At 64.5% G+C, this 13791-nt stretch carries 12 protein-coding genes, 2 pseudogenes and 1 riboswitch; of the genes and pseudogenes, 4 read left to right on the forward strand and 10 right to left on the reverse strand.

The features are described 5' to 3' along the window. The first annotated feature begins 58 nt into the window (after positions 1-58). Positions 59-1012, forward strand: a complete 954-nt coding sequence (locus V7Q42_RS13735; protein WP_333824658.1) for a helix-turn-helix transcriptional regulator — start codon at positions 59-61, stop codon at positions 1010-1012. Positions 1013-1081: 69 nt separating this feature from the next. Here V7Q42_RS13735 and eno read toward each other — a convergent pair whose 3' ends face one another. From eno to V7Q42_RS13770, 7 genes are all read right to left on the reverse strand, one after another. After that, on the reverse strand, positions 1082-2353 hold the full coding sequence (gene eno / locus V7Q42_RS13740; RefSeq protein ID WP_333824659.1) for a phosphopyruvate hydratase: 1272 nt from the start codon (positions 2351-2353) through the stop codon (positions 1082-1084). Between the two features lie 56 nt (positions 2354-2409). Next, complete coding sequence (locus V7Q42_RS13745) at positions 2410-3255, reverse strand: universal stress protein (RefSeq protein WP_333824660.1); 846 nt, start codon at positions 3253-3255, stop codon at positions 2410-2412. 31 nt (positions 3256-3286) lie between these two features. Further along, the gene (locus tag V7Q42_RS13750) at positions 3287-3868 is read right to left on the reverse strand and encodes a tyrosine-protein phosphatase (RefSeq protein ID WP_333824661.1); all 582 of its coding nucleotides are present in this window, start codon (positions 3866-3868) and stop codon (positions 3287-3289) included. After that, positions 3865-4245: a fluoride efflux transporter CrcB gene (crcB, locus tag V7Q42_RS13755; RefSeq protein WP_333824662.1), complete on the reverse strand. Its 381-nt coding sequence runs from the start codon at positions 4243-4245 to the stop codon at positions 3865-3867. Before crcB ends, V7Q42_RS13750 begins: the two co-directional genes overlap by 4 nt. 4 nt (positions 4246-4249) lie before the next feature. Beyond that, the gene (locus tag V7Q42_RS13760) at positions 4250-4447 is read right to left on the reverse strand and encodes a hypothetical protein (RefSeq protein WP_333824663.1); all 198 of its coding nucleotides are present in this window, start codon (positions 4445-4447) and stop codon (positions 4250-4252) included. Beyond that, entirely contained in the window at positions 4444-5658 is a 1215-nt protein-coding gene (locus V7Q42_RS13765; protein WP_333824670.1) for an MFS transporter, read from the reverse strand. The genes V7Q42_RS13760 and V7Q42_RS13765 overlap by 4 nt, the downstream gene beginning before the upstream one ends. 92 nt (positions 5659-5750) lie before the next feature. After that, a riboswitch (Fluoride riboswitch) is annotated at positions 5751-5814 on the reverse strand. Positions 5815-5938: 124 nt separating this feature from the next. Continuing rightward, positions 5939-6364, reverse strand: a complete 426-nt coding sequence (locus V7Q42_RS13770) for a MerR family transcriptional regulator (protein WP_333824664.1) — start codon at positions 6362-6364, stop codon at positions 5939-5941. 65 nt (positions 6365-6429) lie between these two features. Between V7Q42_RS13770 and V7Q42_RS13775 the strand changes: the two genes are divergently transcribed. From V7Q42_RS13775 to V7Q42_RS13785, 3 genes and pseudogenes are all read left to right on the forward strand, one after another. Beyond that, positions 6430-8631 (forward strand): heavy metal translocating P-type ATPase, encoded by a 2202-nt coding sequence (locus V7Q42_RS13775; RefSeq protein ID WP_333824665.1) that lies wholly within the window; start codon positions 6430-6432, stop codon positions 8629-8631. A 29-nt stretch (positions 8632-8660) separates the two neighbouring features. Then, positions 8661-8927 (forward strand): annotated as a pseudogene (locus V7Q42_RS13780) (arsenic resistance protein); the annotation flags it as partial. Between the two features lie 45 nt (positions 8928-8972). Next, positions 8973-10250, forward strand: coding sequence for a hypothetical protein (locus tag V7Q42_RS13785; protein ID WP_333824666.1), 1278 nt, complete (start codon positions 8973-8975; stop codon positions 10248-10250). A gap of 287 nt (positions 10251-10537) precedes the next feature. Here V7Q42_RS13785 and V7Q42_RS13790 read toward each other — a convergent pair whose 3' ends face one another. The 3 genes and pseudogenes from V7Q42_RS13790 to V7Q42_RS13800 all read right to left on the reverse strand — a co-directional run. Then, a complete protein-coding gene (locus tag V7Q42_RS13790) occupies positions 10538-11155 on the reverse strand; it encodes a recombinase family protein (RefSeq protein ID WP_333824667.1) in 618 nt (205 codons plus the stop codon). 186 nt (positions 11156-11341) lie between these two features. Further along, the gene (locus V7Q42_RS13795; RefSeq protein ID WP_333824668.1) at positions 11342-12541 is read right to left on the reverse strand and encodes a GIY-YIG nuclease family protein; all 1200 of its coding nucleotides are present in this window, start codon (positions 12539-12541) and stop codon (positions 11342-11344) included. After that, positions 12534-13791, reverse strand: a pseudogene (locus V7Q42_RS13800) (DEAD/DEAH box helicase); the annotation flags it as partial. The pseudogene V7Q42_RS13800 and the gene V7Q42_RS13795, both read right to left, overlap by 8 nt.

The following is a 13791-nucleotide window of genomic DNA, read 5'->3' on the forward strand; positions in this document are numbered from 1 at the left end:
AATTTTCGGCAATCTGCGCGAACGAATATGAATGAAAATGAAAAGAGACGAACCCGCCATGCCCCCCAGCGATGCCCTGACGGTCGAGGATGTCGCCGAGCGACTGAACATCAGTCGGAGCGGCGTCTACACGCTGATCAAGAACGGTGGCATCGGCCACTACAAGGTCGGCCGAAAGATCCGCTTCACCGAGGCCGACGTGCTCGCCTGCATCGAGGCGTCGAAGACGGCGCCGCTCCCACCGGCCCTACCGAAGCCCACCGCGCTCGACGAGACGCGCTATTTCGACTTGTCGGCGGAGCACCGGAAGAACGCCGGCTTCGTCATCTGCGGCCAGGATCTGGTGCTCGACATCCTGTCGAACTTCATGCGCCACCACGGCGTCATGGCGCTGAGGGCCTATATCGGCAGCTACGACAGCCTCGTCTCGCTCTATCACGACAAGGTCGCCGTCGCGACGGCGCACCTGTGGGACAGCACGAGCGACGACTACAACACGCCCCACGTCCGGGCTCTGCTGCCGGGCGTCCGCTGCACAATCGTCAACATCACCTACCGGACACAGGGGCTCTACGTCGCCAAGGGCAACCCGAAGGGCATCACCTCTTGGGCCGATTTCGGTCGCGACGACATCTGTATGATCAACCGCGAGAAGGGTGCCGGCTCACGCGTCCTGCTCGACGAGAACCTCAAGCTCCTGGGGCTGTGGGGCAGTCGGATCGCCGGCTGGAGTGACGAGAACCAGTCTCATCTCGCCGTGGCCAGCGCGGTCGGGCGCGCCGAGGCCGATGTGGCGGTGGGAACGGAGAAGATCGCCCGACAGGTCGACAATCTCGACTTCGTGCCGATGAAACGGGAGCGCTACGACCTCGTCGTCAAGACCGAGCATCTCGACCGCCCCGAGATCCGCACCATGCTCGAAATCCTGCGCTCGACGAAGTTCCAGAACGAGTTCCGCAGTATCGGCGGCTACGACATCACCGACATGGGGCGGGTCGTCGCCGAGACGTGACGGCTACTTCGCACTCCGGACCGAGAAGGCCCCCGCAGCCGAAATACTTCGTCGACGGGGGCGTTTCCATCAGGCAAACGGCGAACCGAACTCCGCCGTTTTGCCGAGTTCGCTCTCGATCTCCAGCAGTCGGTTGTATTTGGCGATGCGCTCGCTGCGGCACGCCGAACCGGTCTTGATCTGACCCCCGCCCATCGCCACCGCGAAGTCGGCCATGAACGTGTCCTCGGTCTCGCCGGAGCGATGCGAGATGACGTAGGCCCAGCCGGCTTTGCGGCAGAGCGCGATGGTGCGAACCGTCTCGGTCACCGTGCCGATCTGGTTGAGCTTGATCAGAACCGCATTGGCCGCCTTCTTCTCGATGCCGCGGGCGACGAAGGCCGGGTTGGTGACGAAGATGTCGTCACCGACGATCTGGATGCGGTCGCCCTGCGCCGCCGTCTGGGCGGCGAAGCCGTCCCAGTCGTTCTCGTCGAGGCCGTCCTCGATCGAGGCAATCGGGTAGGTGTCGATCCACTTCTCATAGAGCGCGATCATCTCGGCGCTCGACTTACGGCCGGAACCGGACTTCGAAAGATCGTAGCCGCCGTTCGAGAAGAACGAACTCGCTGCCGGATCGAGCGCAATGACGGCGTCCCGGCCCGGCTCATAGCCCGCCGCGGTGATCGCCTCGACGATCAGCTCGCACGCCTCCTCGTTGCTCTTCAGATTGGGCGCGAAGCCACCTTCGTCGCCGACGGCGGTCGAGTAACCCTTCTTCGCCAGGATTTTCGCCAGCGCATGAAAGGTCTCGGCCCCACAGCGCAGTGCCTCGGCGAACGTCGGCCGACCGACCGGCATCACCATGAACTCCTGGAAGTCGACGCTGTTGTCGGCGTGTTTCCCACCGTTGAGGATGTTCATCATCGGCACCGGCAGACGCGTCGCCCCCACGCCGCCGAGATAGGCGTAGAGGGGCAGCTTCGCGCTCGTCGCGGCGGCTCGGGCCACGGCCATCGATACGCCGAGAATGGCATTCGCACCGAGCTTCGCCTTGTTGGACGTGCCGTCGAGATCGAGCATCAGCTCGTCGATCACGGCCTGGGCCATCGGGTCGCGGCCGACGAGCGCCGGGGCGATCACGTCGGCGACGTTGGCGACGGCCTTCAATACCCCCTTGCCGCCGTACCGCGCCTTGTCGCTGTCGCGCAGCTCGACCGCCTCGTGCTCACCGGTCGACGCACCGGAAGGCACCGACGCCGAGACTCGCGTTCCGTCGTCGAGCCCGACGAAGACGCGAACCGTCGGATTGCCGCGCGAATCGAGGATTTCGTGAGCCGAGACCGAAGTGATGGTCGACATGGTGTTCTCCTTTTCGAATTCGAGGACCCGGGACACCCGAGAGTTTTCGTCGCCGTTCACCGGCGCATGAAGACGGGAAGATCAAGTTGGGCGAGGACATCGCGCGTCACGCCGCCGAGCACCGCTTCCCAGAGTGGACCGTGGTGGTAAGCGCCGATCAACAGGCAGTCGCCGTCGAGCCTGTGCGCCTCGACGAGCAATTGCTCGCCGACGCTACGCCCCTCACGGCACAGCGTGACGAAGCGTGCGTCGATCCCGAGCCGACCGAACAGGCCACGTGCGCTCGGCTCGTAAGGGGGCGTACCCGGCTTGTCGACAGAGACGACGGTCACCTCGTTCGCCGCTTTCAACCACGGGGTAGCCGTCTCCACGGCACGCCTAGCCTGATCCGTCGGCTTCCAACCAACGACGATCCGCCGTCCCAAGCTCGCGACACCTGCCGCCGTCACCGGCACGACGAGAACCAGACGCTCGGTTCGAAACAGTGCCGCATGCAGAGCATCGCGCGCGTCGAGGTTGGATGGACGGCCGATCACGATCATATCGACCGATCGGGCCTCCATCTCTACATAGCCTTCGACGACGCCGACGTCGGCACGCAGGTCGACCACCTTCCCAGCCGGCGTCCTGGACTTCCAAGCATCGAACTCGCCTGTCACTCGCGCACGGCGATCGGCGGCGCTTCCCTCGAAGGCCGCGCGGATCTGCTGGATGTCGAGTTCTTCGGCGGAGACGATCCCCTTTTCCGGGTCAAAGCCGATCTGGACGGCTTCGACGCGAGCGTCGCGCCCGCGAGAGGCCGCGATTGCGCAGTCCAGCGCTGCCGCCACGGTTTCCGGCTCGGGCAGGAGCACCAGAATGCGCAGACCATCGACGACCCTAGGCTCCGTGATGTGCGTCATGATCTTGTCCTCCTCCCGATCGATTTGCTGTTCATCGCGCGTCGCCTGCACCGGCGGCCCGCCAAAAGGCCCGGTCCATCGCCCCGGTTTCACTCGTCAGCCAGGGAAAATGGCCGTAGCGGAAGGAAAGTTGCCCGGCCGCTTCGTCGACACCGACCTTCTTCACGGCGAGCCCGTAGAGCGCGGCCGCCAAGCCTGTGCGATCCGATCCCCAGTTGCAGTGGATCAGGATGGGGCGCTTCGCCGACTTCAGGATGTCGGTCAACGTAGTGAGGAGTTGATCGTCCGGCTCTCGGGTGGCGGACAATGCCAAGCTCACATGGCTCGCCCCAACCTTCTCGGCGGCCAATACCTCGCCATCGAACCAATCGTCGCCGGGATTCGCACCCCTGAGATTGATGACGGTGCGGATCCGATACTGTTCGAGGACCTTCGCCATCGTCGCCGGATCGAGTTGTGCGCTGCGTACCAAATCTCCGCCGAATTCGACGGAAACATTGCCGAAGGCTTGGATCCATCCGACCCAAGCGCCACACACGGCAGCGATGAGCAGAACACTCCCAACAGTGACGGCGATCGAGCGGCCCCAAAAGGTCCCGAGCAGACGTTTCACGACAACACCCCGCGAACGGCATGAAGACCGATCATGAGCCCCGCCACGGAAGCGACGAGCGACACGACTGCGTAGATGGCGAGAAGCGCGATCTCGTTGCGTTCCCACAGCGCCACCATGTCCAACGAAAACGACGAGAAGGTCGTGAAACCGCCGAGAATGCCGGTCGCGAGGAACAGGCGCCAAGGCTGTGACACGGTGCCCTTGAACGCGAAATACCCAGCCAGCAGGCCCATCACCAGCGATCCGACCACGTTGACGGTCAAGGTTCCGTAAGGGAAGTCGACACCGAACCACTTCGCGGTCGCGAGATTGGTTCCGTGGCGGAGCGAGCCGCCGATCCCGGCCCCCAAGAACACGATCAGATAGGAGAGCATGTCATCAATCATCCTTGTCTTTCGAAAGCTCGACACCCACCAGAGCAGTCATGCAGCCGAGGCCGACTACGGCGAGAACCGTTGGCAGGCTGGCCAGGAACACGAATTGGAGGACGCCCGCGAGGCCGAACACCGCCAGCAGCGACGCTGCAAAACCTCGATCCACGAAAAAGAGCGTCCAGAGATCTCGGAGCAGCTTCATGCAGCCTTCCCTCTCTGGTTCGCTCGGACGACGAGAAGCCCGACCATCGCGACGGCCGCGAACGCCGCTCCCGCCAGGAAGGTGCCGGCCGGCCCGACTCCGTCCCACAAGGCACCCGCGATGATGCTCGCGGCGAGCATCGCGAGACCTGATACGAAGTTGAACGCGCCGAAGGCCGTGCCGCGTAGTTCCGGCGGTACGGTGTCGGCGACCAGCGTCGTCAGAAGCCCTTGCGTGAGCCCCATATGGAGGCCCCACGCCGCGACACCCATGGCGAGGCCTGGAAGTGACGGCACGAGCGCGAGAACGACGTCGGCAACGATCAGCATGCCGAAGCCGAAGAACAGGATCCCCGAGCGACCGAGGCGATCCGAAACCATACCGGCCGGGGTCGCAGCAGCCGCATAGACGATGTTCATCACCACCATGACGGCCGGAACGAGCGCGATCGGAACGCCGACGTTCTGCGCTCGTAGGACCAGAAAGGCCTCACTGAAGCGGGCGAGTGTGAAGACGGCCGAGACCGCGACCACCATCCAATAGGCACGCCCGAGACGCCGCAGTTCGACGACGGCGAGCGGATTCCGCACGCGGCGCAGTGTCTCCGGTCGCTCCGGTTCGTGGACGGCGAAAAGAATGAGGCCGAGCGCCATAAAGCCGGGCACGACGGACCACCAGAAGACGGCGTGGAAGCTGTTCGCCGTAGCCCACATCAAGACGATCGCCAACAACGGGCCGACGAAGGCGCCGACCGTGTCGAGCGATTGCCGCAGGCCGAATGCGGCTCCTCTCGTATCAGGAGACGAAAGGTCGGCGACGAGCGCGTCGCGCGGTGCCCCCCTGATCCCCTTGCCCACCCGGTCGACGAAGCGGGCACCGATCAGCCAACCGACCGTCGGCGCCAGTGGGAACACCGGTTTGGTGAAGGCCGCGAGCCCGTAGCCGAACGCGGCCAGAGCCTTCCGCTTGCCCAGTCGGTCGGAGAGCGCACCGGAGAAGATCTTGGTGATGGCCGCCGTCGCCTCGGCGATCCCCTCGATGAACCCGACCGTCACCATCGACGTGCCCAGCACGGTGACGAGGTAGACGGGAAGCAGGGCGTGGATCATCTCCGAGGAGACGTCCATCAAGAGAGACACGAACCCCAGCGCCCAGATCCCCCGGGGCAGGCGCCGCAAGACCGATCGACGTCCTTCGATGGTTTCGTCCATGTCATGCCCGATCTTTGTTTCGGGCAAGAAAAAACCCGCCGACGGCGGGTCTCGCAACATACGCTCCCACCTCGACGGGCCCTCGCAGGCCCATCCAAGCAGGAGTCATCAGCCCACGACGGGCGGGTATCGGGGGACTCCATCCCCATCTGATGAATTCGAGACTAACCCCTTCGAGGCGAGTTGGTCAATTTGGCCAGACCCCTTCATGTCGTGAGCGATCGCGGGTCACCACCATGATGCTCCTCATCCACCGAAGGACTCCCCCGATGTGGATAGGTCAGTCGAACCTACCGTGCGTGTGGTTGGTATCGGCGAGCGTTTCGATGACACGACATTCGGCGACCCGGCCGTTGGCACATTCGTCCACCATGCGCTGGAGTTCGCCCCGCAGAGCTTCGAGGGCCGTGATGCGGCGCTCCACTTCGGCGAGACGAGCCCGCGCGATCGCGTCGGCGGTGGCGCAGGAGCCGTGCGGGTCGTCCTGAAGCACCAGCAGAGTGGCGATCGCCTCCATGTCGAACCCCAATTCGCGGGCGTGGCGGATGAAGGACAACCGCCGCAGGTCGCCGGGGCCGAACAACCGCCGACGGGCATCGCTGCGTGCCGGCGCAGGCAACAGGCCGATCTGCTCGTAGTACCGGATGGTCGGCACCTTGACCCCGCTCGCCCGTGCGGCGGTCCCGATCGACACGTCCTTAGACATTTGCACTTGCTCCTCTAGTCGCTGGAGGATGTAGCGTCGGCGACGTCGAAGCAAGGACCGCCGCCATGACCCTCGTCACGTCTTCCCACACCCGCTACCGCGTCGGCGGCATGGATTGCGCGTCCTGCGCCGCGAAGATCGATACGGCGCTGCGGCGTCTCCCGGGCGTCGAAGACGTCGCGGTCTCGGTGACGTCCCGCCTGTTGGCGGTGACCCATGCTCCGGAAGCGGACCTGCGGGCTCTGGAGCGGCGAGTGGTCGGGCTCGGGTACACCATCGGTCCGTTCGAAGCGGAGCCTCTGGACGGTCGATCGATCGACGGCGACGAGGCCCAGGATCGGAGCGACCACGATCGTGCCGACGCCACGCGCGATCCCACGAGCGGACCGTCTCGCCTTCGAGACTCGATGATCGGTCGTTGGGCGGGAATGCCGAAAGCTCGTCTGACGATCGCCAGCGGCCTTGCCTTGGCCATCGCCTTTGCCACCGGATCGATCGCGCCCTCCTGGTCGGGCTGGGCCTTCGCCGTGGCCATGACGGTCGGCCTCGTCCCGATCGCTCGGCGAGCGATTGCCGCGGCGCTCGCCGGCACGCCCTTCTCCATCGAGACCCTGATGACCGTCGCCGCCATCGGAGCCCTGGTGATCGGCGCGGGCGAGGAGGCGGCGACGGTCGTCTTTCTCTTCCTCGTCGGCGAACTGCTCGAAGGGGTCGCGGCCGGACGGGCCCGTGCCGGCATCGAAAGCCTGACGACGCTGCTGCCGAAGACGGCACTGGTCGAACGCGACGGCGGCGGCACGGCGGAGATCGCCGCCGATCGCCTGAGCCTCGGGGCGATCCTACTCGTCCGCCCCGGCGACCGCATCGCCGCCGACGGCGAGATCATCGCCGGCGAAGGGGCGGTCGACGAGGCTCCGGTGACCGGTGAGAGCATTCCGGTCCACAAACGTCCGGGCGACGGGGTCTTCGCCGGCACCGTCAACACCGAGGGCGTGTTGCGGGTGCGCGTCACCGCGACGGCCGACGACAACACCATTGCCCGCGTCGTCCGTCAGGTCGAGGAGGCGCAGGAGAGCAAGGCGCCGACCGAACGCTTCGTCGATCGCTTCGCCCGCCGCTACACGCCGGGCGTGGTCGCGGTCGCCGCCGTGGTGATGCTGGTCCCCCCGCTCCTCGTGGGTGCCCCGTGGCACGAATGGATCTACAAGGGCCTTGCCCTGTTGTTGATCGGCTGTCCCTGCGCCCTGGTGATCTCGACGCCGGCGGCAATCGCCTCCGCCCTTTCGTCGGGTGCGCGGCGTGGCCTGCTGATGAAGGGCGGCGCGGTGCTCGAGCGGCTCGGCTCGGTCACCGTGGCGGCGCTCGACAAGACCGGCACCCTGACCACCGGCAAACCGGTCGTCACCGACATCGTCTCCTTCGGTCGGCCGGAGACGCAGGTGTTGTCGCTCGCCGCCTCGCTGGAAGAGGGGTCGAGCCATCCACTCGCTACCGCCGTCCTGGCGCGGGCCGCGGCCGACGGCGTGCCGATCCCGCCCTTCGCCGCCGCCAAGGCGGTCCCCGGGCAGGGTGTAGCCGGCCGCATCGGCGGTGAAGAGATATTCTTCGGATCGGTCGGCGCCGTCACGGAGCGGTTCTCGCCGACAACCGATCAGCGTGCGCTGGTCGAGCGTCTGGTCGCGGAAGGCAAGACCGTTTCGTTTCTGACCGCCGGGGACGAGATCCTCGGGGCGATCGCCATGCGCGACGAACCGCGTCCCGACGCACGATCCGGTCTCGTGGCGCTGCGGGCACTCGGCGTGACGCCGATGATGCTGACCGGCGACGATCGCCGCACCGCCGCCGCGATCGCCGACGACCTCGGGCTCGAGGTGCGGGCCGAACTCCTGCCGGCCGACAAGCTCGCGATCGTACGCGACCTCCAGGCGCGCGGCGAGGTCGTCGCCAAGGTCGGCGACGGCATCAACGACGCTCCGGCACTCGCCGCCGCCGACGTCGGCATCGCCATGGGCGGGGGCACCGACGTCGCGCTGGAGACGGCCGACGCCGCCGTTCTCCACGGCCGGGTCGGCGACGTGGCTCGCCTGATCGCTCTGTCGCGACGGACCATGGCGGTGATCCGCCAGAACATCACCATCGCTCTGGGGTTGAAGGCGGTCTTCCTCGTCACGACGGTGGCCGGCCTTACCGGTCTGTGGCCGGCGATCCTCGCCGACACCGGCGCCACCGTGCTGGTCACGATCAACGCGCTTCGATTGTTGCGCTGATCGACGCAGCAGTGAGGGCGGGGTTGCGGATCGTCGAGGTCTACTTCAACGCCGACTTCGCCTATCTACTCAATCGCCTGACCGGCGAGGAGCACTGTGTTGCCGGGCCGTCGGCGCTGATCGGCGCCTCGAACTTCTTCGAACTGGCGGTCGCCGCCGCTATCTCGCTCTTCGGCTTCCAGTCGGGCGCGGCGCTGGCGACGGTCGTCGGCGTCCTGATCGAGGTGCCGGTGATGCTTTCCGTCGTCTGGATCGTGAACCGTTCGAAGGGCTGGTATGAACGGACGCCGACCTGAGGCAAACATCGACACGATCGTCGATCCGTGTGGAGGCTGAAAGACATGAGCACGTCCGACGTTCCTCGATCGCACGATCGACGCTCCCTGGTCGATCGCCTCAACGAAGACTGCTTCTGCATCGAGATCGACAAGGCTCGGCTCGCGGACGAATTCGCTAGCCGTAGCGGCGATGGTTCGGCGAATGAAGTCTCGCCCAACCTGTTCTCGACCGTTCCCGTCTTCGTCGACCGATCCGACTACGATGCCATGGTCGCAGTCGTCGCGGCCGTCGAACACGCCGTCGGTTCAGGGAGTTACCGCACCCGCGTGCTCTCGTGGGCTCCAGAGATCGCCCGGCACGATTTCGGCCCGATCGGGGTCTTCACCGGTTATGACTTTCATCTGACCCCGGAGGGGCCGCGCCTCATCGAGATCAACACCAATGCCGGCGGCGCCTTCTTGTGTGCCCTGGTGGCGACCTCGCAATCACCATGTTGTCCGGAGGTGGAGCCGGCGATCGCCCGCCCGTCACTGCCGGAGTTCGAAGCCGCCGTCATGGCGATGTTCGAGCGCGAATGGCGGCGCCAGAGACCAACCGCCACCTTGCGCTCGATCGCCATCGTCGACGACACCCCGCTCGAGCAACCACTTCACGCCGAGTTCAAGCTCGCTCGGGCGCTTTTCGAGCACCACGGGATCGAGAGTCGGATCGTCGATCCGCGCGACCTCCTCCACCACGAGGGCAAACTGACGGTGGACGGTCGCCCGATCGATCTCGTCTACAATCGTCTCGTCGATTTCGATCTGGGACGACCGGAACATCGGTCTCTGCGCGCGGCGTATCTGGCGGGAGACGTCGTCGTCACCCCAGCGCCGCGCGCTCATGCCCTCTTCGCCGACAAGCGCAACCTCGTTCTCCTGTCGGATCCGGTGGCGATGGCCCAAATCGGGCTCGCCGCCGAAGATCTCGCCGCCCTCGGCGCGGTGCCTTCGACCGTCCGGTTGACCGCAGCCGATGCCGAAGCTCTCTGGGCTGATCGGAAATCCTACTTCTTCAAGCCCTTCGGTGGTCATGCCGGCAAGGCGGTCTATCGCGGGGACAAGATCACCACGACCGTCTGGGAGCACATCGTCTCCGAAGGCCGACACGTCGCGCAGCGCTCGGTTCAGCCGAGCCATCGCAACGTTCTCGTCGACACGGTGGCGATGGATCGCAAGGCCGACATCCGCCTCTACACCCACGGTGGTGACGTCCTCCTTGCTGCCGCACGGATCTATCAGGGCCAGACGACGAATTTCCGCACGATCGGCGGAGGTTTCGCACCGGTGATTGTGCTCTGAAAGGACACCTAGAAGTAAGTGTAGCAGCACATTAATACCTTCGATACGCTCGAAGTCGACGGTCTACGCGCACCTGCTCCCCAAAGTACAGAGCGAGGTTCAGGATCACGCCGACGACGGCGGCGGTGATCTAGGTCAACGGTGCAGTGAACTCAACGTTGCCGTCAATGCCTTCGATGACACGGCGAACGACGAGGTCGTGGCCGCCGGAGCGTCAGCTTCTGTCGTCAGCTACGGGACGCCACCGGTCCCTGACGAAGAGCATCCCACTCCAATCTTCACCTAGTCTACTTCGCTGCCAGTTTCCGCTTTGCGATCTTGGCGATCGTCGAGCGGCTGCAGCCTGTCGCTGCTTGGATGGTCGACCACGATGCGCCGGCCTGAAGCATGGTGGCGATGCCAGCATTTCGGGCCACGTTCTCGACCCGCCCAGTGTACTTGCCCTCCGCCTTGGCTCGAGCCTGCCCCTGCGCTTGGCGACAGCGCCGGTCCTCGTAGTCCTTTCGCGCGACGGCTGCGAGAACGTCGAGCATCATCGCGTTGACCGCCGCGAACATGCGTGCCGTGAACTCGTCGGCAGAGGAGGTCTGCATCCAGGATGTCGGCAGGTCGAGAGCGACCACACGGATCTGCCGGGCGTCCAGTTCCGATCGAAGCCGTTGCCAGTCGGCCGAAGTCAGACGCGACAGACGGTCGACCTGCTCGATCAAGAGAATGTCGCCGGGGCGGCTATCGGCGAGAAGTCGGAACAGCTCCGGACGAGCGAGTTTGGCGCCGCTCTCGTTCTCGACATAGAGCCCGACGACCGGGATATCGCGTTCCGTGGCGAAGTCGAAGACCTGCTGCTTGGCGCGGAGAGCGTCCTGTTGGTCGGTGGAAGCTCTGAGGTAGGCCCGCGCGTGCATTTTCGGTTGCCGCCCAGTTCGCTTAGGATGGTCTCATCCTATCGGTTCGCTTTGAATGGTCAATGTGACCTATTCGAACCAATCTTGCGCTAGTGCTCTTTGGGCATACTCAAATCGCACCAATGACAGCACCCCACTGCACCGGTTCCGCCAACCACTTCACGCGAGCCGCGCGCCATCAACAAATCAGCACGCGAGACGCTCCAGCCGCGCTGTTTTGGGGTCATAAGCGTGACCCGTGATCGTGCCGTCTCTAATTCGCCTGACCGCCTCATCAATGACGAATAGGGGAACCAGGAACCATTCCTTCGGCACGATCGGTTGACCAAAGCGATCCTTGATTTCAACATCGAGACGGGCTGCGCCAAAGACCTTGTGAATGAGCGTTTCCAGCTTGGCGCGGTTGATGTTGTATAATTCATAGGTGGCAACGATCTCGACATCGGCCATCAGGTAGGTTGGGTCCATCTTGGCGTTGGCGATGCGCCGCTCGACGCTGCCGCCCGTCACACCAATCTTGTGCAGGATTTCCCGGTTGGCGGTCACGACCGGATTGTCGGATTTGCTTCGCAACACATAGATCGTCCCGCTGGCCTCATCTCCGTCGCCGGTCTGATCTTCAAACAATGGGCCAGCACTCGGTTCCGTGATCCGCCGGCCAGCCTCATCCTTGTAAAGGGCGCGCTGAAGCGAACGCAGCAACAGATCACTCTCGGTGCCATTGGAATAGATCACCCGGAGCCGCGCGTCGGTTTCGCCGTTCGGCGCCTTTATCGGTTCGCCAACCTCGGCGACGTATGCGGTCTGGCCGCCAAGGATGAAAAACTGACCAACCTGAATGTCGGCTTTCAGGAAACCCGCAGCCTTGACGAACCGCCGTGTCGTGCGCACGCCGCTTTCCAGATCTGCCTGCACCTGCTGAAATAGGGGTTTGAACCTCTCGAAATCCGGGCATTTCTCCCTGCTGGCGATTTCCTCGGCTTCGCGCTTCTCGGCGCTGGTCCGCACATGGCGCAGCGTCGTAATGTCTGACGAACCTGCCGCGCCTTCCAGTTCGGCCATGAGGGCATCGTCATCCATCGAATCTGCGGCAACGACATCGACATTGGGCGCGCCGGTCAGAAGCCCTTGGGTATCAAACGGTGTGAGGAGCGCCCTGCATTCTTCGAGCGCCCGCAGCCGATCGAGCCGAACGGCATAAAGCCGCTCGAAGATGTCGCCGTTTTCGCCGTGCTGGGGCGGATGGCCGTTCTTTTCGATGAAACGCTGGATTTCCTCGAAGCCCGCGATGATGCGTTCCTCGCGCGGCGAGCGGCCACTCTTCTTTTCCGGCTGAGCGAAATCAGCCAGTTCGTCGCGCAGCTCTTCAAGGTCGAAGTCACTCATAGCGGCCCTCATCCTTGAAGCGGACAAATGCGGCGGCGCCTTCGGCAAGGTGCTTTTCCCAGGCGTCGGCCGAACTGATCGAGGGCAGCCGCCCGCGCTCACGCTTGAACTCGACGGCGCGCTTGGCGATCACCTTAGCCTCTTCGGGGGTCAGGCTGGTGCGCTTGGCGGCGATGGCAGCGGCCACCTGCTTCAGACTTTCCTCGCTCATCGTCTTGGCGAGGATGGCGTAGGCCTCGCCGAACGGATTGACCCGGTCGATCAGGTCGATGTCCAACTCCTTCACATCCATCGCGAACTTGCGCACACCATCGACGAAGGCAGTGTTGCCCTTTTCCTCGCCGAGCGAATTTCCGGCCGCGACTTCCTTCGCTTTCTGGGTCAAATTGAGCGCTGCGACCGCATGTTGGCGGACGGCTTCCTGATCCTCGGCGTCGAGATGCGGGAACTTATCCTTGACGATCTTGCCCATGCGCACCTGGGTCAGTTCCTCGGGCACCAACTCCTCGTCGAACAGGCCGCGCTCGATCGTCGTCTTGTCCTGCACGAAGGCCGCAATCACTTCGTTGAGGTCTTCCTGGCAGATGCGGGTCGCTTCCTCGCTCTTCGGCGCGGCCAGCCCCTTGATCTCGATCTGGAATTTGCCGGACTCCTCGTTGAAGCCGACATTGCACTTGTTCGGATCGTAGCCGTTCTCGCCGTAATCGAACCCCGGCGTCGGGCCGCTCTGCGAATTCTTCGGCTTGAACTCGAAGCGTGGCGCCAGCACTTGCTCCATCAGCAGGCTGGCGGCGATGGCCTTCAACGTGTCGTTGACGGCCTCGGTCACGATGTCGTCGGCCGCAGCGGGTTCGGCGATCAGGTTCGAGAAGCGGGCGCGCGTCTTGCCCGGCGCATCACGGGTGGCGCGGCCGATGATCTGCACGATCTCGGTCAGGCTGGAGCGATAGCCGACGGTGAGCGCGTGCTCGCACCAGATCCAGTCGAAGCCTTCTTTCGCCATACCAAGAGCGATGATGATGTCGACATGATCGCGATTGTTCTTCTGATCTGCGTCTTTCAGCGCGGCGGACACGCGGTCGCGCCTGGCGGGATCGTCATCGACCAGATCGGCGATGCGCAGAGTCCTGCCTTCGGCCGTTTTCACCAACTGGAAGCCTGTGGCGGGATCGGTTCCCTGCCACGCGCCCAGCTCCTCGATGATGTGCTCGACTTCCTTGATCTTGTCTTTCGTGCTCTCGCGCGAATTG

The sequence above is a fragment of the Pinisolibacter sp. genome (assembly GCF_036782435.1).
In the GTDB taxonomy this organism is placed as follows: Bacteria; Pseudomonadota; Alphaproteobacteria; order Rhizobiales; family Ancalomicrobiaceae; genus CALBKH01.